This is a genomic window from Paenibacillus xinjiangensis (genome assembly GCF_059686975.1).
Map to the genome: position 1 here is coordinate 62,598 of NZ_JCAALS010000006.1, position 21,446 is coordinate 84,043.

General features: G+C 45.7%; 18 protein-coding genes. 15 read left to right on the forward strand and 3 right to left on the reverse strand.

Going from position 1 to position 21,446, the window contains the following annotated elements; all coding sequences use genetic code 11:
* Positions 1-132: 132 nt before the first annotated feature.
* The 9 genes from AC6ESP_RS07990 to AC6ESP_RS08030 all read left to right on the forward strand — a co-directional run bounded on the left by AC6ESP_RS07990 (position 133) and on the right by AC6ESP_RS08030 (position 12,353).
* Positions 133-1,263: a glycoside hydrolase family 88 protein gene (locus tag AC6ESP_RS07990; protein WP_497096321.1), complete on the forward strand. Its 1,131-nt coding sequence runs from the start codon at positions 133-135 to the stop codon at positions 1,261-1,263.
* A gap of 113 nt (positions 1,264-1,376) precedes the next feature.
* Positions 1,377-3,062: a sensor histidine kinase gene (locus AC6ESP_RS07995; RefSeq protein WP_497096177.1), complete on the forward strand. Its 1,686-nt coding sequence runs from the start codon at positions 1,377-1,379 to the stop codon at positions 3,060-3,062.
* Between the two features lie 30 nt (positions 3,063-3,092).
* Positions 3,093-4,688: a response regulator transcription factor gene (locus tag AC6ESP_RS08000; protein WP_497096178.1), complete on the forward strand. Its 1,596-nt coding sequence runs from the start codon at positions 3,093-3,095 to the stop codon at positions 4,686-4,688.
* 233 nt (positions 4,689-4,921) lie between these two features.
* On the forward strand, positions 4,922-5,860 hold the full coding sequence (locus AC6ESP_RS08005; RefSeq protein ID WP_497096179.1) for a carbohydrate ABC transporter permease: 939 nt from the start codon (positions 4,922-4,924) through the stop codon (positions 5,858-5,860).
* Positions 5,861-5,877: 17 nt separating this feature from the next.
* Positions 5,878-6,714 (forward strand): carbohydrate ABC transporter permease, encoded by an 837-nt coding sequence (locus AC6ESP_RS08010; RefSeq protein WP_497096180.1) that lies wholly within the window; start codon positions 5,878-5,880, stop codon positions 6,712-6,714.
* Between the two features lie 136 nt (positions 6,715-6,850).
* Positions 6,851-8,257: an ABC transporter substrate-binding protein gene (locus AC6ESP_RS08015; RefSeq protein WP_497096181.1), complete on the forward strand. Its 1,407-nt coding sequence runs from the start codon at positions 6,851-6,853 to the stop codon at positions 8,255-8,257.
* Between the two features lie 87 nt (positions 8,258-8,344).
* Positions 8,345-10,234, forward strand: coding sequence for a glycoside hydrolase family 35 protein (locus AC6ESP_RS08020; protein ID WP_497096182.1), 1,890 nt, complete (start codon positions 8,345-8,347; stop codon positions 10,232-10,234).
* 19 nt (positions 10,235-10,253) lie between these two features.
* A complete protein-coding gene (locus AC6ESP_RS08025) occupies positions 10,254-11,630 on the forward strand; it encodes an alpha-L-fucosidase (RefSeq protein WP_497096183.1) in 1,377 nt (458 codons plus the stop codon).
* A gap of 114 nt (positions 11,631-11,744) precedes the next feature.
* Positions 11,745-12,353 carry a DUF1349 domain-containing protein gene (locus AC6ESP_RS08030; RefSeq protein ID WP_497096184.1) on the forward strand — a complete coding sequence of 203 codons (609 nt, stop codon included), beginning with the start codon at positions 11,745-11,747 and terminating at the stop codon, positions 12,351-12,353.
* A gap of 69 nt (positions 12,354-12,422) precedes the next feature.
* Here the strand turns inward: AC6ESP_RS08030 and AC6ESP_RS08035 are convergent, their stop codons facing one another.
* Positions 12,423-13,373 (reverse strand): COX15/CtaA family protein, encoded by a 951-nt coding sequence (locus AC6ESP_RS08035; protein ID WP_497096185.1) that lies wholly within the window; start codon positions 13,371-13,373, stop codon positions 12,423-12,425.
* A gap of 607 nt (positions 13,374-13,980) precedes the next feature.
* Here AC6ESP_RS08035 and AC6ESP_RS08040 point away from each other — a divergent pair.
* The 3 genes from AC6ESP_RS08040 to AC6ESP_RS08050 all read left to right on the forward strand — a co-directional run bounded on the left by AC6ESP_RS08040 (position 13,981) and on the right by AC6ESP_RS08050 (position 16,775).
* The gene (locus AC6ESP_RS08040) at positions 13,981-14,610 is read left to right on the forward strand and encodes a pentapeptide repeat-containing protein (RefSeq protein ID WP_497096186.1); all 630 of its coding nucleotides are present in this window, start codon (positions 13,981-13,983) and stop codon (positions 14,608-14,610) included.
* Positions 14,611-15,005: 395 nt separating this feature from the next.
* Positions 15,006-15,794, forward strand: coding sequence for a TerC family protein (locus AC6ESP_RS08045; protein ID WP_497096187.1), 789 nt, complete (start codon positions 15,006-15,008; stop codon positions 15,792-15,794).
* 183 nt (positions 15,795-15,977) lie between these two features.
* Complete coding sequence (locus AC6ESP_RS08050) at positions 15,978-16,775, forward strand: carbohydrate-binding protein (protein WP_497096188.1); 798 nt, start codon at positions 15,978-15,980, stop codon at positions 16,773-16,775.
* An 85-nt stretch (positions 16,776-16,860) separates the two neighbouring features.
* Here the strand turns inward: AC6ESP_RS08050 and AC6ESP_RS08055 are convergent, their stop codons facing one another.
* On the reverse strand, positions 16,861-17,727 hold the full coding sequence (locus AC6ESP_RS08055; RefSeq protein WP_497096189.1) for an arylamine N-acetyltransferase family protein: 867 nt from the start codon (positions 17,725-17,727) through the stop codon (positions 16,861-16,863).
* A 215-nt stretch (positions 17,728-17,942) separates the two neighbouring features.
* Between AC6ESP_RS08055 and AC6ESP_RS08060 the strand changes: the two genes are divergently transcribed.
* Complete coding sequence (locus AC6ESP_RS08060; protein ID WP_497096190.1) at positions 17,943-18,740, forward strand: helix-turn-helix transcriptional regulator; 798 nt, start codon at positions 17,943-17,945, stop codon at positions 18,738-18,740.
* 80 nt (positions 18,741-18,820) lie between these two features.
* A complete protein-coding gene (locus tag AC6ESP_RS08065; protein ID WP_497096191.1) occupies positions 18,821-19,792 on the forward strand; it encodes a proline dehydrogenase family protein in 972 nt (323 codons plus the stop codon).
* Positions 19,793-19,843: 51 nt separating this feature from the next.
* On the opposite strand, the gene AC6ESP_RS08070 is transcribed toward AC6ESP_RS08065, so the two are convergent.
* Positions 19,844-20,329: a DinB family protein gene (locus AC6ESP_RS08070; RefSeq protein ID WP_497096192.1), complete on the reverse strand. Its 486-nt coding sequence runs from the start codon at positions 20,327-20,329 to the stop codon at positions 19,844-19,846.
* Between the two features lie 133 nt (positions 20,330-20,462).
* Here AC6ESP_RS08070 and AC6ESP_RS08075 point away from each other — a divergent pair, with 133 nt between their 5' ends.
* Positions 20,463-21,446 (forward strand): helix-turn-helix transcriptional regulator, encoded by a 984-nt coding sequence (locus tag AC6ESP_RS08075; RefSeq protein ID WP_497096193.1) that lies wholly within the window; start codon positions 20,463-20,465, stop codon positions 21,444-21,446.

Here is a 21,446-nt window from a genome sequence, read left to right on the forward strand (position 1 = left end):
GTTTGAAGTCCATGGCAGTGAAAAAAGTCAAAATTGTACACACGCAGAACAAAAGTTATCCTCTTCCTGATGCTTTCCTTCCTATACGATTAGGGCAAACAATTGTGTAACCGTAGAAGGGATCGAGATATGATGTGGAAACATGCTATTGAGGATGCTATTGCCAAAGTTAGGCGTAATATAGAACGTTTCGGTGAGCTTTATCCGCATGTAGGTGAAGGGGAGAGCTATAAGTTAATTGACAACAATGACTGGACGAATGGCTTCTGGAGTGGAATGCTGTGGCTGAGCTATGAATACACAGGAGATGATCAGTTCAAGGACGCCGCGAGGAATACGGTGGATAGCTTCCGCAACAGACTAGCTGAAGGAATTGTGCTTGATCATCATGACATCGGATTTCTATATTCCTTGTCTTCCAAGGCGCAGTGGATTGTGGAGCAGGATGATAAGGGGAGAGAATTGACTCTCGAAGCAGCTGACCGCTTAATGAATCGTTGGCGAGAGTCGGGCGGATACTTCCAAGCATGGGGAGTGAAGGACGACACGGTAGAAGGCGGGAGAATTATTATTGATTGCTTGCTGAATCTGCCGCTGCTCTATTGGGCTGCAGAGCAGACAGGCGATTCTTCTTATCGGAATGCGGCTATTGCTCAAGCGAACAAAAGCAGACGTTATCTAGTGCGCGGCGACGACAGCTCCTATCATACATTCTTCTTCAATAGAGAGACTGGTGAGCCGATCGGCGGAGCAACGCATCAAGGCTACTCCAATGGTTCGACGTGGACAAGAGGGCAGGCATGGGGGATCTACGGCTTTGCCTTATCCTACCGCTACACGAAGGATCCACAATTTCTAGAAGCCTCTAAGCGTATGGCACGGTACTTCTTGGAACATCTGCCGACAGACAATGTCGCCTACTGGGATTTCAATCTGCCGAATGGAACGGAGGAGCCTTATCGTGACAGCTCTGCATCTGCCATCGCCGCAGCAGGATTGCTGGAGCTATTGTCCCATCTGAAGCAAGAAGATTCAGAGTATGTCTATTATCAGGAAGGTATGCTGCGTTCTCTGGAATCACTTGCTCTGCATTATGCCACGATTGGCGATGAGCAGGCAGAGGGATTGCTGAAGCACGGGTCCTATCATGTACGAGGTGAACAATCACCAGATGACTATATGATTTGGGGAGATTACTTCTATTTGGAAGCACTGATGCGTCTAGAAAAAGGCATTACGGGTTACTGGTATGAGCGCAGCTAGATCATTAATCTCATTAAAATTCTTATTGCAGATACTGGTTTAGGGATGTTCTTCGTGTATTCGATGCTGTTACAATAAAGGAATAAATGCTGTATAAAAGGCTCGGTGCTGCCATGTTGAAGCTAACCTATTATCAGAGAATCCAGCTTTCTTTTCTATTATTTATTATATTGCCTATATTAGCGGTCTCTATTTTTTCTTATACCCTGCTGAAGCAGAACATGATTGAGAAAGTGCAACTGAGTAACAGCAACATGCTCAATGTGATCGTCGGTGAAATTGAGCGAACGATAGACGATGTGACGTTCGCATCGCATTATCTCGTGAATGATTCAGGACTTAAGACATCATTGGACGAATTCGCAGATACAAGTCGAATTCATACCTACGAGGACTACACTCGCTTTATGAAAATTAAAGACAGCTTCTCTCTGATTACTTCTAAGCCGCTGAACAATAATATACGGATGTATCTCGTTAACCGAGCAAGGTTCGTCATATCCCCAGACTCTGAGAATTTAAGCGCCATTAATAATAAGCTGGATCAATTATTGAATGAAGTTGATCCTTCAAGGCCGGCAGTTCTGCAGTGGCTGGGTCTTCTGCAAGATAACCCAGATGATGAAGGGACCTATTATATTGCGAGAGTGATAGGCACTGGGGGCTCGGAGCGCTATTCATCCATTCTGCTGATCGGCATAGAGACCTCTTACTTTGAACAGGTGCTCAGTCGAGTGGAATTCGGCACACTTGCGCTGTTCGACGGCGGTGAGCAGAGGATTGCCGGTGATGCCCAAGTAGCGCTTCAACCAGTGCAAGCTGAGAAGGACATGTTCCGAACGAAGGCGCAGCTGGACAAGACGGATTGGACGCTCATCTACGAAGCTTCAGAGGAAGCATTGACAGGTCCGATGTCTCGAACGTTCTATACAGGAATGGGCTTGGTCTTACTGTTCACGCTCCTATTCTCCATCATTTCATTACTGTTAGCCAAAAGACTGCATAGCCCGATCCAGAAGCTCCAGCGAGTGGCTAGGCAGTTCACTATGGGTAACCGTAACATGAGGTTGGATGTGAAAGGCAAAGACGATATTGCGGAGCTGGGCAGCTCGTTCAACCTAATGCTCGACGAGATCGAGGTGCTTATTGCGAATATTGAGCAAGAGCAGGAGCAGAAGAGGGTGATTGAGCTTGAGGCATTGTTCATGCAGATAAGGCCACATTTTCTAATCAATACATTGAATTCCATCAAGTGCAGTCTAATCTTAAGCAAAGATCAGGTGCACAGTGGCATTATAGATTCTCTAATGAGCCTGCTGCGTGCTTATCTGAAGGTAAGTGAGCCTGCCTCATTGGCAGAAGAATGCCAGCTGCTGGGCTATTACGCTGACATTATGAAGGTGCGCAGTGATCTGCCGCTTAAGCTGCATGTCGAGCTGGAGCCAGAGCTGGAGCATTTTACATTACCCCGGCTAGTGCTTCAGCCTATCGTAGAGAACGCAATTGTGCATGGTTTAATTGATCAAGAAGATCCGTCGATTACTCTGAGGGCTGGTAGAGAGAAAGAGTGGGTCATTATTGAAATTGAAGACAATGGCGGCGGGATGGATGTGCGTCAGCTCCTGGCACTCAATCGCCAGCTTAACGATCCGGAGTCGGAAGAGTATGCCTCGTATCGCAGGGTAGGACTTCGCAACGTTATTCAACGGTTGAGACTAACGTTCGGGGAAGCCGCGTCGTTAGAGCTTCATACGAATTCACAAGACGGCCTTACCGCTATTGTTCGTATTCCAGCCTAGGCCATTGAAGATTGACTGGAGGGTTGTTAGATGTACAGAGTCATGCTGATCGATGATGATATTCCGATGCTGAAGGTGCTGCGGCAGATGATTGAATGGGAGCAGCTTGAGCTGCAAATAGCTGGAAGCACGTATTCCAGTGCCAAGGCGCTGCACATGTTCAAGGAGACGCTGCCTGATATTGTTGTAACAGACATTGGGCTCCCGCAGAAGTCCGGAATTGAGCTGGCTGAGGAGTTTTTGACAATCAAGCCGGAGGTTCGAATTATATTTCTGACTTGTCATGAAGATTTCCATTATGCCCAGCAGGCTGTCAAGCTCGCCGCGGATGATTATTTGTTGAAGGACAAGCTGACTTCGGAGCAGCTCGAACAATGTCTTCGCAAATCGATTACACGTTTGAAGACAGAGGCCAGTGGAAGGGAAATTGAAGATATCGCATATCGAGGAGATCTGCTCAGACGTACGCTTATGCAAATGATTATGGACGGAACTGATCTGGATAGAGCCCGATCTCATGCGGCAAGATTAGGCATCTCTTGGAACTATCCCTGGTTCATGTTGGGTATCGTTAACTTTCACTATTCCGATTACGATACTCATTACAACCGCAGTAATCTGTCGCTGCTCCGATACTCCCTCTACAATATTGCGCTGGAGCTTGCAGGAGCTTACGAGGGCATTACGCCGTTAATCGAGCAGGAGCATTTCATCGTACTATACAACTACCGACAGAATCTGGCTAACAGTACTAATCTTCAGGCTTATTGTGATGAATTGCAAAGACAATGTGCAGCCTACTTAAGGCTCTCCCTTCAAATTGTTGTGTACTCGGACAAGCTTGCTCTGCAAGCCGTAGGATGGATATATCAACAAACAAGGCTGGCTAAGCCTGAATTTTACAGCAAAGAGCTGGTTAGTATAACACCATCGAATATTCTGTTGAATCAAGTGTTTTATCCTGCGCCTCAGGGCTTCTCTACCCCTGTTCAGAACAAGCTGGAACGTGCCATATTGGAACAGGATATGAATGAGATCAGGCATGTGCTGAATGAATTCGGAGACGAAGCTCAGAGCCGGAAGATTGAGCCGAATGAACTGACGGAGGAACTGGTTCAATTGCTTCGCGGATCGGAGATGCTGTTCGTTCGGCGCAAGCCGGAGGAGAATATGTATTACTATATCGGCGAAGCTAGGACGATGGAGGATATGCTGGAGCTAGCTTTCAAGCGCTTAGAGCTGCTAATGCGAGACCAACAGCAGCAGGCCAATAAGGGTGGGGCTATATCGCATGAGCCGAGATTACAGGTGATTCAGGCATTCATCGACAAGCATCTGTCCGACAATCTGACCTCAATCGATATCGCACAATATTTGTATTTGAATCCCAGCTATTTCTCAAGGTACTTCAAACGCTTGACCGGACTCAGCTTCACCGATTATGTGCATCATTACAAAATGAAGATTGCCTCAAACATGCTGAAGAATTCAAGCCAGACGCTTGAGACGATAGCTATGGGACTAGGCTATTCTGACAGGGCTTATTTCTCCAAAGTGTTCAAGAAATACATCGGGATGACTCCGAGTGAATATAAGCAGAAAAAACAGCTGAGACGTACTCCATAGTCTGCAGCATGGTCAATATGTAATGCCGCGCATAATGCGCGGCTTTTTATATGTGCAGAGAAGCTCAATCCTTCGCTTATGGTGTACACAAGAGTATGCTAGGCGATCAGCGTATCCTGCTGCTCCGCCTGAAATAAGTCAAAATCTTACTCGTTACGGGTCAGAATCAGTCCCTTGATATTCGGGCTATTCCCTTATGATTGTCTTAACAAATGAAGCCTGAGGTGATGATAGTGGAAGTAGTCAAAAATGGCGTAGATGTTGGGGGAATTGGAACCCCGAAGAAGAAATTCTGGACGCCGAAGCGAAGGGAAGCATTAGTTGGCTGGCTGTTTCTGGGCCCTGAGATTGTCGGGATGCTGCTGCTCAATGTATTTGCCCTTGGCTTTTCACTGTATTTAAGCTTTTCCAAATGGGATATGCTGTCTGGTCTGTCTGGCATCAAGTGGATTGGACTGGGCAATTATGCAGAGCTCTTCAAGGACGAAGCTGTATTGGAAGCATTGAAGAATAATCTGCTCTATACGTTACTGACGGTGCCAATACCTATTGCTCTAGCATTAGTGATTGCGGTCGTTATTAACAATAACGTGTTCTTGAAGGGGTATTTCAAGGTTGTCTTTTTCATCCCGTATATCTCATCCATTATTGCTATAGCGGCTGTCTGGAGTGCATTACTGCATCCTTCACTAGGTCCGATCAATCAATTCCTTATGCAGCTCGGCATCGATTCACCACCGAAGTGGCTGGTAGATCCGGATACCTCGCTATTGTCTATCGCTATTATTAGCACTTGGGCTAGTCTAGGTTATACCGTAATCATCTATACGGCGGGTCTAACGAACATTTCCAATGAAATCTATGAGGCTGCCGAGATCGACGGTGCAACTCAGGTTAAGAAATTTCTACGGATTACAGTGCCTCTGCTGCGTCCGACAACCTTCTTCCTTCTCATTACGATGCTAATTGGCTCATTCAAAGTGTTCGACATCATTTCTTATTTGACAGAGGGCGGACCGAACAACTCTTCCACCGTGCTTGTCTATCGTATCTATGATGAGGGCTTCCGTAACTACGACATGGGATATGCCTCAGCCATTTCCTGGCTTCTGTTCGCAATCATTGGTCTTATAACGGCTGCGACTTGGAAATTCCGTAATGAAAAGGCTTAGATAATGGAGGGACTAACATGCAGCTTATAAGAAAAAATAGTTCAAAAATCATCCTAACAGCTATAATGGGAGCAGGTTCGATCGTGTTCCTCATCCCGCTTATCTGGATGGTATCAGCGGCTTTCAAATTCGAGAAGGACGTTATGCGATTCCCCATTCAATGGATTCCGGAGAATATCAACTTCCTTTATAATTTTAAGGCAGTATGGATGGATCGAGTGCCTTTCTATCATTTTTACTTCAACTCTTTGAAGGTTGCTATACTGACGACGATTATTACGCTTATCATCTCCTCGATGGCCGCTTACTCGTTGACTAAACTGAAGTTCCGAGGAAGAAATCTGATCTTCCTAGGTCTGCTGGCCTTTATGATTATTCCGGACCAAGCTACTCTGATCCCGAGATTTTTGATTATCCGTTGGCTAGGCTTGTACGATACTCATATGGCCATTATTCTGATGAGTATGTTCTCTATTTATTTCACTTTCCTGCTGCGACAGTTCATGGCAGACATTAGCGATGAGTACATTGAGGCAGCTCGGATTGATGGGGCAGGGTATATGCGCATCTTTGCTTCCATCATGATTCCATTGTGTAAGCCTGTTCTTGCAACCGTAGCGATCATCAAATTCATCTGGACCTGGAATGATTACCAGAATCCGCTCATTTTCCTCATGAGCAAGGATCTCTATACGATACCGCTAGGCATTACCTTATTCCGGGACGATTACACCAATAACTATGCGATTATGATGATGGCAGCTCTGTCCGCGATCATTCCGCTGCTGATCATCTTTATTATTATGCAGAAGCAAGTTATTAATGGTATTGCATTAGGAGGAGTTAAGGGCTAGCAGCAGATTCAAGACAAGAAGGTAAAAAATGTACTCCTTGCACATCAAAATTATACACTTGGCGGTTCCAGCTGCTCTGTATACTGAAGTAGAAATCAGTTCCATCATCCATTCATGGTCAAGGGGGAAAAGCAGGATGAAACAACGATCAAAACGGAAATTCACGGTGGGTGCGGCTTTGCTGCTGGCAGGGGCTATTGCACTCAGCGGTTGCGGCAACTCGGGCAACTCAGGTACTGCGACAGAGACAACGAATAACGGATCGACTTCTAACACAGCTAGTGCATCTGATCCGGTAACCATCAAGTATTACAACTGGGACAATGAAGCTCAGACTGTAGGGACGGATGCTATGCTCGATGAATTTATGAAGCAGAACCCAGAGATTAAGGTCGAGCATGTTGTACTAGTGCCTGGTGATTCCGTCGAAATGCTGAAGAAGCTGGATTTTCTGATTTCTTCGGGAGAAGCGGTTGATGTTATTGCTCTTCCAAGTCTCGGTGCAGTGTATGAACGCGCTACGAGAGGTGCTCTGGCGCCGCTGAATGAATATTACACCAAAGAAAGCCTCGTTCCTGAGGACGAATATTATGTCAATCCAAAGATTAACGATGAGTATTACGGCATGCAGCTCAATTCTTCCTTCAACTATGTTCTATTAAATAAGGATATGCTGGACGAAGCTGGTCTTCCAGTGCCAACCTATGGCTGGACGTGGGATGACTACCGTGATTATGCGAAGAAGCTCACCCAAGGCGAAGGCGTGGACAAGCGCTACGGTACATACTTCCATACGTGGGAGCTGTACATGAATGCCCCTGCACAGACAGTAATGAAGGATCCGTTCCGTTATGATGACGGCAGTACCATTCTATCTGATCCATCGTACAAATATTTCTTCCAGCTTCGCAAGGACATGGAGGCTGTTGACCAATCGGCGAAACCTTACGCTGACGTTCTGGCAGCTAAGCTGAACTATCGCACGGAGTTCTTCAATGAGGAAGCGGCAATGGTGCTTACAGGTAGCTGGACGATTCCAGATCCAGCCAATCAGGAGCAATATCCGCATACCTTCAAGACCGCATTTGCTCCAGTGCCTCTGCCTCCTGCAGGCGCTGAGCCCAAAGATTACGAAGGCGGCAAATATTTCACAAGCGGCAGCCAAGTGGTTATGGGTGCGAGCTCCAAGAACAAAGAGGCTTCCTTCAAGCTGATGCGCTTCATGACGACTGCGGATTCCGAGTCGAGAACGGAATTCTCCGGATGGAAAAAAGCGGACAATCAAGCAGTGCTTGACCGTCTCATTAATAGTGAAGACAAAGACATGTACGACATTGATTCTCTGCAGCAGACACTCTTCGGTGATGACATTCAATATCTGGACGCTTCAAGCGTAATTACGGTCTCGACCTCCGAGTTGACCAAAGTCATTGGTGACGGATTCAGTAAATTCATGCTTAGTGACAAAGAATCTATCGATGATGTGCAGAAATGGATGGTAGATGAAGCAACTAAGATTATCAATGAGAAAGAAAGCAAATAAAAAGAAGTAATCAATCGAAGCTTCGGGGAATGCTAACCAGCTGGCCCGGAGCTTCTTTGCTACTATAGGACATGGAGGCTGGTAAGCGTGGGTCAATTGAATTGGAAGCATCACAAATACCTTCTAGAGGGTCAGGAGCTTCGGATTCTATCTGGAGCCATACACTACTACCGCGTCGTACCCGAATACTGGCGTGATCGGTTAATGAAGCTGAAGGCTTGCGGCTTCAATACGGTAGAGACCTACATTCCTTGGAATTTCCACGAGCCAGAAGAGGGAGTCTTCTACTTCGAAGGCATGGCGAATGTGGTTCTGTTTATCAAGACTGCCGGTGAGCTGGGCTTGCATGTCATCGTGCGTCCAAGTCCTTATATTTGTGCGGAATGGGAATTTGGCGGACTGCCCGCGTGGCTGTTGAAGACGGATATGGCATTACGCTGTATGGATCCTGACTATCTGAGGAAGGTCGATCAGTATTACGATGTTCTGATACCGCTGCTGGTTCCGCTGCTCCATACGAACGGCGGTCCTGTCATTGCGGTGCAGGTAGAGAATGAATATGGAAGCTATGGCAATGACACGGCCTATCTGGAGTATGTTCGCGATGGCTTAATCAGCCGCGGTATCGACTGCCTGCTGTTCACTTCGGACGGCCCGACTGATGAAATGCTCATTGGCGGCACAGTAGAAGGTTTGCATGCTACTGTCAACTTTGGTTCCCGGGTTGCCGAATCATTCGATAAATACCGAGAGTATCGTCAGGATGAACCGTTAATGGTAATGGAATATTGGCTAGGTTGGTTCGATCACTGGATGAAGCCGCATCATATCCGCGAGGCATCTGATGTAGCGGACGTCTTAGATGAGATGCTGGAACAAGGTGCCTCCGTCAACTTGTATATGTTCCACGGCGGAACGAATTTTGGCTTTTACAATGGTGCCAATTATAGTGATGTCTACGAGCCTACCATCACAAGCTATGATTATGATGCTCCGCTAACAGAATGGGGTGATCTAACAGAGAAATATAAGGCTATTCGTAAGGTGCTGAATAAGCATGGAATATCAGAAGGCGGTCCATTGCCTGAGCCTACTCCGAAAAAAGCCTACGGAAACATCACTTTGACGGAGCATAGTGATTTATTAAGTCAATTGGATACTGTCGCAGATCGAAGAGTGGAGTCAGTCGCGATACAGCCGATGGAGAAGCTTGATCAGGCCTATGGCTTTATCCTGTATTCCACGTGGATTAAAGGTCCGAGATCCAGACAAAAGCTGCACTTGCGTGAGGTGAGAGATCGTGCTCAAGTATTCATAGACGGCAAGCCTCTTGGCGTGGTTGAACGCTGGAATCCACAGTCAATCGAGATTTCCGTCCCCAAGGAAGGTGCGAGACTAGATATTCTCGTTGAGAATATGGGACGAGTTAATTATGGCCCTAATCTCCGTGACCACAAAGGCATAACGGAAGGCGTACTCATAGACAATCAGTTTCAATCGAATTGGACAATCTATCCGCTGCCTCTTGATACTGCGATGCTTAATCGGATCAGTTTCACTGACAATAGCAAGAGTGTTTGTGATAATGGGGAGCCGGTAGGCCGAGGCTTGGTCTCAACTGAGCAGCATCGCGCAGCTATGAGGAAGGCTGAGGACCGGCATGCAATAGACAGGCCTGCTTTCTATCGCGGTTATTTGGATACAGATGAACCGGCCGACACCTTCCTGCGATTCGATAATTGGCATAAAGGCATTGTGTGGATTAACGGATTCAATATCGGGCGGTACTGGGAAGCTGGTCCGCAGCGCGCGCTGTATATCCCGGGGCCGATACTCCGCAAAGGGCGGAACGAGATTGTTGTGTTCGAGCTGCAAGGCTATGAAGGAAATCCAGAGGTCATCTTGAGCGATTGTCCTGATCTTGGTGAGACTTCCTCTGTCGATGAGCGAATTCTGAATTTCGTACAGGATAGTTAGAAGGGGAGTGGATTGCGATATGCCGGTGTCTATACAAAGAGCTGCTAGAATCGTTCCATCTGTAAGACAGCTAGAATGGCAAAAGATGGAGTTCTATGCATTTATCCATTTTGGAATCAATACGTTCACTGGTAAGGAGTGGGGGAATGGCGAAGAGGATCCCGCGCTATTCCAGCCTACTCACTTTAATCCCTCACAGTGGGTAGAAGCTTGCAAATCTGCAGGTATGACAGGTCTCATACTAACTTGCAAGCATCATGACGGATTTGCGCTATGGCCAAGTCAATATACCGAGTATTCGGTGAAATCTGCACCTTGGAGGAACGGACAAGCCGATGTAGTACGAGAGGTTGCTGAAGCATGTCATGCTGGAGGCATCAAATTCGGAATCTATGTATCTCCATGGGATCGGCATGAGCCCAGCTACGGAGATAGTGCTGCCTACAATGCTTTTTATCTCAATCAGCTGAGGGAGCTGCTGACGAACTATGGTGAGTTGTTTTGCATTTGGCTGGATGGAGCATGCGGGGAAGGACGCAATGGGAAGCAGCAGCAATATGACTGGGATGCCTATTATGCATTAATCCGTGAGCTTCAGCCGAATGCGGTTATCTCTGTCTGTGGTCCAGATGTGCGTTGGTGTGGCAACGAGGCTGGACATACCCGCCAATCGGAATGGAGCGTAGTTCCCACAGCCATGCAGGATAATGAGAGGATTAAAGAAAAATCGCAGCAGACGGATGATAGAGAATTCTCTAAGCGGATTGATTCTAGCGAGGAGGATATTGGGAGTCGTCATATTCTTGCTCAGACGGATAGTGTTGTTTGGTATCCCTCCGAGGTGAATACTTCAATTCGACCAGGTTGGTTCTACCACGCGGATGAAGATGACCAAGTGAAGTCGGTTGAGACTTTAATCGATTTATATGAGCGGACAGTAGGTGGCAATTCAACGTTCCTGCTTAATCTTGCACCGGATCAACGAGGTCTTATACCGGAGGTTGATTCGAATAATCTTCGATTGCTTGGTGAACGTCTTAGTCGAATGTATGGACAGAATCAGGCTTCGGGAGCAGCGATTCGTACTTCAAGTGCAATCGCAGCAGATGATAGCCTGCCTTACACTGAACTGGAGCTTAGCCTTGATCAGGAGCGCTTGTTCGACCGTATTGTATTGCAGGAGGATATTCGATATGGGCAACGGATCGAGAGCTTCGAGCTGCTATGTGAAATAAACGGTCAGTGGCGAGCTGTCTACGCTGGTACTACGATTGGCTATAAGAAAATATGCCGTCTTGCAGATGGAATAGAAGGAGCATCGATTAAGCTGAGAATTAATCAGGCTAGATTGGAGCCTGTAATAAGCTTCATAGGGCTATATGCTTCTCAAAAATAATAGTATACATGTGAGGATCGACGATCTCCTTGTGGCTTTTTTAATGGCGAAGCGAGGGTAATGTTGTATAATGATTTCATCATTATTACAAGGATGGAATAGGAGGGTACAGCAATGACAAGGCAGAGAATGGACTGGGAGGCAGGAGCTTGGCTCAATTCACCTATATCTTCCCGCATAGATGGAGAATACCTGAAGGTAACACCTGAGAAGGGACGAGACTTCTGGAGAAAAACGTTATATGGATTTGAATATGAGGATGGCGCGGCTCTATTAGCGAATTGGAATAGCGATACAGCTGTTGAGGTATCGTTTCAATTAGAATCATTCACCGAGCTGTATGATCAAGCTGGCATTCTATTATATCATGGACCTGGGCAATGGATTAAGCTGGGTATTGAGATTAATGATGGTATTCCTCAGCTGTCCACAGTTGTAACGGATGGCTGCTCAGATTGGTCACTTGCGGCTGTACCAGAATGGGGCAGAGAAGAAGTAGTGACACTTCGAGCTTCTATTATGAAGGAAGCCGTTATTGTACGTGCAAGGACTGAGAATCACCCTTGGCGTACGATACGTGTAGCTCGCTATCCATATGCAGATGGAAATCAGTCAGGGCCTTTTACTTGCTCGCCAACCCGAGAGGGTCTAGAAGTTACCTTCACTCGGTGGGAATTCACAGATCCTGATCAAGACCTTCATATCGACCCGCCAATAGTATAGGAAGATGAAGCATAATAAGCAGACAATCCGACCGGTATACCGGTCGGATTGTCTGCTGTGTCATTCGATTTATTTATCCACTGATACGGGTTGGGCCAGCTTCCATACTAGATGACTCATATAAGATAGCAGTCCGAATAGTACTGCAATGATGGTCATGTGAGCAAGCACCACGAACATATAGACTTCCGCGTGATCCATTGTCAGCATTAGGCCTACACCAGATAACAATTGTAATACAATCAGGCTAATTGCTGTAGAGGCGATAATTCTCATCTCTTTGTTATCCTTATGATGCTTGTAGACGAGGAAACATAGAATCACAATGATAAGGACGAGTACATATGCAGCTGCACGATGCATGAAAGCTATGGCCACGCTGCCAGACAGCTCTGGGAACACTTGTCCATTGCATAATGGAAAGCCTATGCAACCACCTGCTGATCCGGTATGGCTGACGAATGCGCCTGTATACACGACGATATAGGAATAGATCGTGCTTATCCATATGAAGTTACGGAATTTTGTGCTTACCCGAGGCAGTTGATCGAATTTGGATTTCCCTCCGAAGCGTTCCTCTTGCCTTGCGCCAAGTGTGGTCATCACTGCGCCTGCAAGAGATAGGAGTGCAAAGCCAAGATGCAGCGCCATGACTGGCGGAGACTGGGAGAACACTACGGCAAGAGCACCCATCATGCCTTGGATGCAGACGAAAAACAAAGTTAGGAAAGCGAATAATTTCAAATCCTTGCGCTTGTTCGCGTACAGTAGAAACAAGATGAACGTGATTAATGCAAGAAGTCCTGCCATTGAACTTATGAAGCGATGTGAATACTCAATCAGAGATGCAATCGTATGGGCGGGTACAAACTTGCCATGGCATAGGGGCCATTCAGTACCGCAGCCCAGCCCGGACTCAGTCCGAGTAACGACACCTCCGCCAAAGGTCGCAAAGAACATAAATACGGTTGTAATGAAGCTGGTCCATTTTAGCAATTTAACATTCTTCAATATTATCACCTACTATTAGTATCTCATTCATTATTCATTACAGCTGTTTATACGAATCGAATATTCATAACCTTGGCTGCGAATGACCTTGGTGTTTGAGCCGTCTGCATAGATATATATTCTCCTTCCGTAGCTCAAGTAAACTAATTATACTGCATGGTTAATTAGGCATTTATCTTATTTTCTGAACAATTGGTGTCTAATTATTGAGAACTATATGAAGTGACATATGTTCAAAGCTGTAGAAGAATATTTGATCCATAATCTGTGGCCTTTTCTATGCTGCTCTCGCAACTCAGATCACATGTTATGCGTCATATATATTACACTATGGATAAGCCTTGGAGGTATTATTATGTCCAAAGATTCAAATCCTACGACTCAGGGTAATAGTAGTAATCATTTGCGGGCCGACTGTGACAAGTGCTTCGGATTATGCTGTGTTTCCATGAGATTCTCAGCTTTAGATGGATTTCCAATCGATAAAGAGGCGGGTCAGCCCTGCGTGAACCTTGAAGCTGATTTCCGATGCGCTATTCATAAATCTCTTAGTAGACGGGGACTTAAGGGATGTATGACGTTTGACTGCTTTGGCGCGGGACAGAAGGTTTCACAGGTGAGCTTCGAGGGACAGAATTGGCAGAACGCTGCAGATATTAGAGATCACATGTTCACCGTATTTTTTACGATGCTGCAGCTCCATGAACTGCTCTGGTATTTGACAGAGTCGTTGACACTACAATCATCAAGACCTATTCATGATAAGCTCCGCTCCATGCTTGAAGAGACAGAACGACTTACCTTCCTCAGCCCTAATGAATTAATGAAGCTAGATACATCGGAGCACCGAGAAGCCGTGAATACGCTGCTCATACAGACAAGTGAGCTTGTTCGAGCTGATGCTCGCAGTACACGGAGTAGTAGACGAGGAATAAGAACTCGTTCGGAGAGCAGGAAACACATTCGCCGAGGCGCTGATCTAACAGGGGCTGATCTGAGAAAAGTGGATCTAATCGGAGCTAATTTGAGAGGGGCTTACCTAATCGCAGCTGATATAAGAAGAGCTACTCTCGCTGGTGCTGATCTTATCGGAGCAGACTTACGTGATGCGGACATACGAGGAGCAGAACTATCCAAGAGCCTTTTTCTTACCCAATCTCAGATTAACTCAGCCAAAGGGGACAGCAGCACATCACTGCCTTCGTCAATCCTTCGGCCATCGCATTGGAGCAGAGAAATGGTGTAGCGTAACTAGAACTGATTACTGTTGTCCTCTCATTGAGTATCGCAGAAAGTAATTTATGGAAAATAATAGAAGTTAATTTTTAGGATATGGTGACAGGGGAATCTACTATTCTATGAATTTAAAATATTTATTTTCTAATTATGAAACCATTGCTATGCATGGACCGTATCACATTTTATTAAACGCTTTAAGCAAGGTCGCAATTGAATAGTGTACCCATACGCAAAAGGGGAGTAGCTGCTACATAAAAGTCGTCATTACGAGAACGAAAGTTCTCCGGCTTTATGGGCATTGCCAGACAAAGGCAATGTTAGCGAGACCTTTGCCGGATAGGCAAAGGTCTTTTGTGTGCGTGGACACCGAGATTGCAAACTTACATTTAGGAGGATTCAAAAATGGATTTTGCATTGTTAATGGAGTATGGATGGGTGCTGCTTGTATTGATAGCACTGGAAGGTTTGCTAGCAGCAGACAATGCGCTCGTACTGGCAATTATGGTCAAGCATTTGCCAGACGAAGAGCGTAAGAAGGCTTTGTTCTATGGTTTAGCAGGCGCGTTCGTATTCCGGTTCGCATCCTTGTTCGTCATTTCGTTCTTGGTCGATGTATGGCAGGTACAAGCGATCGGAGCACTCTACTTATTGTTCATAGCGCTCAATCACATATTACGTAAAATTATTGTGAAAAAAGGCGAAGATTCCGCAGATCAAAAATCTGGTAAGGAACCTAAGAAAAGTGGTTTCTGGTTTACAGTTCTTAAGGTTGAAGTGGCGGATATCGCTTTTGCGATCGACTCCATTCTTGCAGCAGTCGCGCTTGCTGTTGCATTGCCAGCTACAACATTGCCGAAAATAGGTGGTATGGATGGCGGTCAATTCATCGTTATCTTCCTAGGTGGATTTATTGGACTGATCATCATGCGTTTTGCAGCCAATATGTTCGTGAAGCTGCTGCACAGCAGACCTGCACTTGAAGTCGCAGCTTTCGTTATCGTTGGTTGGGTTGGTGTGAAGCTAGCGGTTCATACTCTTGCACATCCAACGCTTCACGTCATCCCGCATGACTTCGCAGAATCTGCGGCATGGAAAGCAACCTTCTACATCGTACTGGTGCTCATTGCAGTAGTAGGCTGGTTCCTATCAGGCGGTAAAGCGAAAGACAAACAGGCTTCAGAAGCAGCATAAGTGAAGGAATAATAGCTCCATCTTGTTGAGACTTTTCTCAACGGGATGGAGCTATTTTAATATAGTATCGTACTTTCCTAATCATAGTTCGATGAATGTGTAGACCAAATGCTACTGGACTGGTATACTATGGCAAAATGTACAATGCAATTAACATACTTTCTATGAGCAGGTGACCATGAAATGTGCCAATTAACTCTTGAAATTCAGAATATTGAGGGAGCTGTACAAGCAGCAAGCTGCGATAAGGGACAAGCACATTTGGTTTATCAGAATGTGTATGTGCCTGGTGATGAGATTATTCTACGCAGCGCTCAAGAAAATGTATTTCTAGTGATTCAGCTTGAAGATGCATTGAACCCGGCCTTTGTGTATTTGACCGGCAGGGAATATCGGTTCGTGATTCCATTTAACGAGAAGAAATGCTCTTATTCACCTAAAACCTTCACTGGTGAAGAGCATGTATTGACTGCACGTCTAGCTACTCGGGAAGAGATAAATGGCTATAAGAACTTGGCGCTGAATGTGTATGATCAACAGGGCAATGAAACAATGTATCCTCATGCATCAGCCAATGTGGAGACGCGCAGCGAGGCTGTCTTCGCAGCACGTAATGCCATCAACGGTAATACGGTGAATTACTCACACGGTAATTGGCCCTTCGAGTCATGGGGCATCAATCAGAGGAAAGATGCTGAGATTACGGTGAACTTCGGCAGGATGGTTGAAATAAATAAAGTCGTTCTGACACTTAGAGCTGACTTTCCTCATGACAGCTATTGGGAACGGGCAACACTAACCTTCTCGGATGGCAGCAGACAAACGGTGAATCTAGTGAAGACCCACTTGTCCCAGCAGATTGACATTGAACCTAAACAAGTAGAGTGGATTACGTTATGTGAGCTGATTCAAGCGGATGATCCGTCCCCATTCCCAGCATTAAGTCAGATCGAGGTTTTCGGATATGAAGCGGCGAAATAAATAGATGGTTCTCAAAAATAGAAGTATGACTGTACAGGGGATTGAACTTGTACAGTCATTTTTATTATAGGGGAGGAAGGATTCCCTAATGAGCAGCTTTGCTCCTTAACCAATCCTCATGCAATTGCCATACTCGCTTCCATAGCATATCCTGCTCCTGCATATCATAGTTCAACAGCTTCTCATGGAAGACATCACCTAATACTTCCAGCCACTGCGACTTGGTTCGCAACTCCATTTTTTGGATACCCTCGTTATTGCGATTCGTATAGATACAGCCTTTCAGTTCATTGCTTCCTGATGCTGTTCGATTACGAACGAGGAGCTGATTCATCCATGGTGACTCTGGAGACGAGCTGTAGAGTGCATGATTGGACTCGAATACTCCAAGGTCATGCACGGTCTCGGGAGCATAATCAGCCCCTACGGCAGAGCTTATCGGATCTTGCTCAAGTCGCCAGCCATTGGGGTCAATGGTAGATGGAGCAACCTTTTGTCGGAAAATTCCTTGCTTATAAGTGCCGTGCACCAGCGGAATCGGCTCATAGAGCATATCGCCAAGTCCAACATCAACAATCCACTGTTCAACTCCTTGCTGTTCATTCGTTAATGAAACAGACATTCCAAGATGGAAGGAGTTAATTCGCGGCTCTTGACCAAGTGGCTGGACACCTCCTCTATGCCAGGACACCTGATAGCCAAGTGACCGGAGCAGCTCACCGAATGCACCATTTAGGTGAAAACAATATCCTCCTCGACCGCTGATCATCAGCTGAAGAGAGTTGTATAGATTGATTGAGGAAGGATTCTTCGCTACAATATCGATCGTTTGCCATGAAATGAGCTCTACATGTGCCTTATGAAGGTCTTTAAGAAAGGATAGGGTAGGTGGTTGCTTCTCTGTGAATCCTAGTCTCTGTAAATAGCTTGTCGTAATAGCTTGAGTGATCATAGCCTGTTCTCCTTATGTGTTCAGTGTAAGCTGCCGCATCGAGATACGCATCGCGAACATGAGCTTCTTGCCGTTAGTGTACAGTAGAATTCACGTAGGAACCACTGTATTTAATTCGAACTGTACCGGTACAGTATATATAGCTGTATATAGATGTAATGGATAACAGCGTGTTAGAATGTAACTTAGGTATATGAGTCATAGAGGTGAAATTTATGGAAGCTGTATCTTTTTATCGTGATGAAAGGCTGCCCTTCTTGGAAGCGAAGAGATGTCGCGTTGATGATTTAGTCTATCACAAACATTTTCACGAGGAATATTCGATTGGCTTAATTGATACGGGGACGACGAATGCATGGTGTGATGGAACGATGCATCGTGTAGAAGCAGGACGTGTTATTAGCTTTCCGCCGCAAATGCTGCATGCTTGTCATCCCGAGGCAGGTGACTGGAGCTATAAAATGCTGTTTGTGAAACCGCAGTGGTTTCACGGATTGGAGCAGAAGGAGCAGTTATATGTTCCCTACTTGCTAGGAAAGGGTAAGAATGACATCTGCCGTAAGTTGATTGGTGATACGATGGAAGCTCTATCGGGACATAAGGATCCTCTTGCGATTGAAACGGCTCTAATCGAGCTCATTCAAGCTATAGTGAGTCCTGAAGCTAACGATCTCCAGCATGACCTCTTAGAGAACCAGGATCTAAAGTATGTTAAGCTCATGAAGGAATATATTCAAGCACATTTCACTGAACATATAAAGCTCGAGGATCTAGAGAAGGAAGCGGGAATCAGCAGATTTCATCTCATTCGTTTATTTAAGAAAGGGAATCATCTGCCACCGCATGCCTACCAGAATCTGCTGAGAATCAATCATGCCAAGTTCGAGTTAGCCAAGCAGCGCCCTATTGCTGACATTGCTGCTGAAGTGGGCTTTTATGATCAGAGTCATTTCACACGTATGTTCACCAGAATTGTTGGAGCAACGCCTTACAAATATGCTATTTCCATATAGATAATAGATCAATTTCGTACAATACCGGATTTCTCCTCTCCTGTAACATGAGAAGCATTACCGAGAGGAGAGATACCATTATGCTACAAGTAACGGAAATAGAGTCATTCACTGAATCGCTCAAATCAATTGCTCGCCGCCCAGACATTAAAGCGTTCATCGAGGAGAACCCATTGATATATCGTCAATTGCGACGAGCTGCTCTGCAGTATGTGACAGGAGATAATCGGGATGATGGTATGGAAGCAGCCAGAAGGTTAAATGACAAAGGCTACCTGGTCTCCGTTGAGTATATAGGTGAGAACACGATGAGTGTCGCCGACTGCATCGCAGCAACGGTTGAAATGACCGCTTTAATTGAAGAGCTAGGTGCACAAGGAATACCAGCACGAGTATCCTTCGACTTATCGCATATTGGTCTTTCATTGAACCCGGAGCTTGCTTATTCACATCTGGTCAAGCTTGCAGAACAAGCTGAACGGATTGGTGTCGAGCTATTCATTAGTATGGAGGAGTCAAGTAAAACAGATCTAATTCTCACCTTATATGAACGTGCTGCTGCTCGATTTCCTCTGATTGGAATAACGCTGCAAGCACATTTGCATCGAACAACTAACGATTTAATCGAAAGACTGCCAGCTGCAGCTAGGGTTCGAATCGTTAAGGGGGCTTATCAAGAGCCGATGGAGCTTGCGCTACCTCGTTCTCAGGCATTGGACGACCGTTACATGGAGCTTATTGAACAGGCGATTGACCGAGGATATAAGGTGTCTATCGCAAGTCACGATGAACAGCTCATTACGAGAGTGATCGAGCGGGGCTGGATGGAGGCTGCAGATGTTGAATTTGAGCTGCTGTATGGGATTCGGCCTGAGCTAAGCAGCAAGCTGATGGCAGAGGGGTATCCCGTCCGCATTTATCTTACTTATGGCCAGGAATGGTACTTGTACTTGTGTCACCGAGTAGCAGAGTATCCGCCTAATCTATTCCGCGCTGTCGAAGCTATGATTAGTAAGGAGAGGATTGATCCTATACAGTCGTACTCGATCTAAACCAATGAAACCTGTTGAGCGAGCTCAACAGGTTGTTATTATGCTGGAGACTTAGTATAGATCGAACATATTAATGTCGTATCCGCTCATTTTCATATAGGTAAACAACTGACTGCGGTGATGGAACAAATGGGTAACGATTTCTATCAGCCATTTGGCCTGCGATGAGCCATGCTCTAGATAAAAGGGAGTCGTCTCTTTATGGATGAAATCGTTGTCCTCAAGCTGTTCCATATAGTCGCGTACGCTGCTCATACCTGCTCTCATTCGCTCTCCTAATGCCGCTATACCCATCTCCACCGTATACTCCGATTCGAGAGAACGTACTTGTTCCTCATTGTATTCCTGTAGAATCAGCAGATCGACAGCAGGGACAGAAGCAAGATGCTCGATTATCTGTTGAAGCGTTCGCATATTCTCATGGGGCTGGAACGCTAGATGCTCTGGCTGTACTTTTGACATGAGCGTAACAGAGGTTCGAACGGCATGTTCCATCTCATCGAATAGCTTTGTTTTAACATCATCTAAATCTTTCATAGACGATCACTCCGTTTCATTAGGGTATAGGGAAGTTACTTTATTTGCTTTTTTATTATAAAATGTAATAGTGACAATTCCTGTCATGATTAAATTGTAATCTGTAAGAAACGAAAGGGAGGTACACCTTCCTATGACGAAATCGAAGAGACTTCTTGAGCTCATGATGACGATCAACCGCATGCGGAAGTTTACAGTGAAGGAGCTTGCGCAAGAGTTCGGTGTCTCTCCACGAACGATGCTAAGAGATCTGCAGGAGCTAAGCGGAATGGGGGTACCTTTATATTCTGAGGTCGGACCTCATGGCGGTTATCAGGTGATACGTGAGCGCACGCTCCCACCTATTGCGTTAACAGAGGAGGAAGCTATCGCTTTTTTCTTCGCGAGTCATGCGCTTCGTCATTATTCCTCTCTGCCTTTCCAATCCGAAGCCTCTTCTGCACTGCATAAATTTTATCTTCACATGCCCGGCGACACGAGAGAACGAATTGATCGAATGAAGAATCGAATCGATTTCTTTATCCCTTCGAGGCAGGCGACATTCCCATTCTTGTCTATGCTATTAGAAGGAGCTGTGGAGCAGAAGTCATTGTCGATTGAATATGAATCAGCAAGGGGAATAACGAGGCGACGAATCAGGCCTATCGGTATTTATGCGGAAAGCGGACTCTGGTATTGCCCTGCGTATTGTTATTTGAGAGGGGATATCCGGTTGTTTCGATGTGATCGCATGGTGGCGGCAGAGTGGGTGGAAGAAACTGAGGCAGAGGTCTATGTTGCTGTAGCCAACTCATGGGAGAATGTCCATTTGGGAAATTGGGATGCTCCGGAGCAGGATAAGACCGAAGAGCATTATCTTCCATTCTATGTGGAATTGGAGAGGAATTCGATTCATGAGATTGAGGCACATCTTGGCCGCCGAATGACCATTCATATGAAGCCTGACGGTTCAGGCTATATTCGTCATTTTGTACCCAAAGATGATTTGGATTTTTTTGCAGCATTATTCATTCGGTTAGGAGAGCGAACGACGGTATATGAGCCGCCTGAGCTTCTTGATAGAATGGAGGAGATGCTGAATAAGCTAATGGATAAATATAAATGGAATAAGAAATGA

Coding starts and splice junctions, on each gene's coding strand:
- AC6ESP_RS08030 (WP_497096184.1), top strand. CDS start 11,745: ATGACAAGGCAGAGAATGGACTGGGAGGCAGGAGCTTGGCTCAATTCA.
- AC6ESP_RS08015 (WP_497096181.1), top strand. CDS start 6,851: ATGAAACAACGATCAAAACGGAAATTCACGGTGGGTGCGGCTTTGCTG.
- AC6ESP_RS08065 (WP_497096191.1), top strand. CDS start 18,821: ATGCTACAAGTAACGGAAATAGAGTCATTCACTGAATCGCTCAAATCA.
- AC6ESP_RS08045 (WP_497096187.1), top strand. CDS start 15,006: ATGGATTTTGCATTGTTAATGGAGTATGGATGGGTGCTGCTTGTATTG.
- AC6ESP_RS08050 (WP_497096188.1), top strand. CDS start 15,978: ATGTGCCAATTAACTCTTGAAATTCAGAATATTGAGGGAGCTGTACAA.
- AC6ESP_RS08060 (WP_497096190.1), top strand. CDS start 17,943: ATGGAAGCTGTATCTTTTTATCGTGATGAAAGGCTGCCCTTCTTGGAA.
- AC6ESP_RS08075 (WP_497096193.1), top strand. CDS start 20,463: ATGACGAAATCGAAGAGACTTCTTGAGCTCATGATGACGATCAACCGC.
- AC6ESP_RS07995 (WP_497096177.1), top strand. CDS start 1,377: ATGTTGAAGCTAACCTATTATCAGAGAATCCAGCTTTCTTTTCTATTA.
- AC6ESP_RS08000 (WP_497096178.1), top strand. CDS start 3,093: ATGTACAGAGTCATGCTGATCGATGATGATATTCCGATGCTGAAGGTG.
- AC6ESP_RS08025 (WP_497096183.1), top strand. CDS start 10,254: ATGCCGGTGTCTATACAAAGAGCTGCTAGAATCGTTCCATCTGTAAGA.
- AC6ESP_RS08070 (WP_497096192.1), bottom strand. CDS start 20,329: ATGAAAGATTTAGATGATGTTAAAACAAAGCTATTCGATGAGATGGAA.
- AC6ESP_RS08010 (WP_497096180.1), top strand. CDS start 5,878: ATGCAGCTTATAAGAAAAAATAGTTCAAAAATCATCCTAACAGCTATA.
- AC6ESP_RS07990 (WP_497096321.1), top strand. CDS start 133: ATGTGGAAACATGCTATTGAGGATGCTATTGCCAAAGTTAGGCGTAAT.
- AC6ESP_RS08055 (WP_497096189.1), bottom strand. CDS start 17,727: ATGATCACTCAAGCTATTACGACAAGCTATTTACAGAGACTAGGATTC.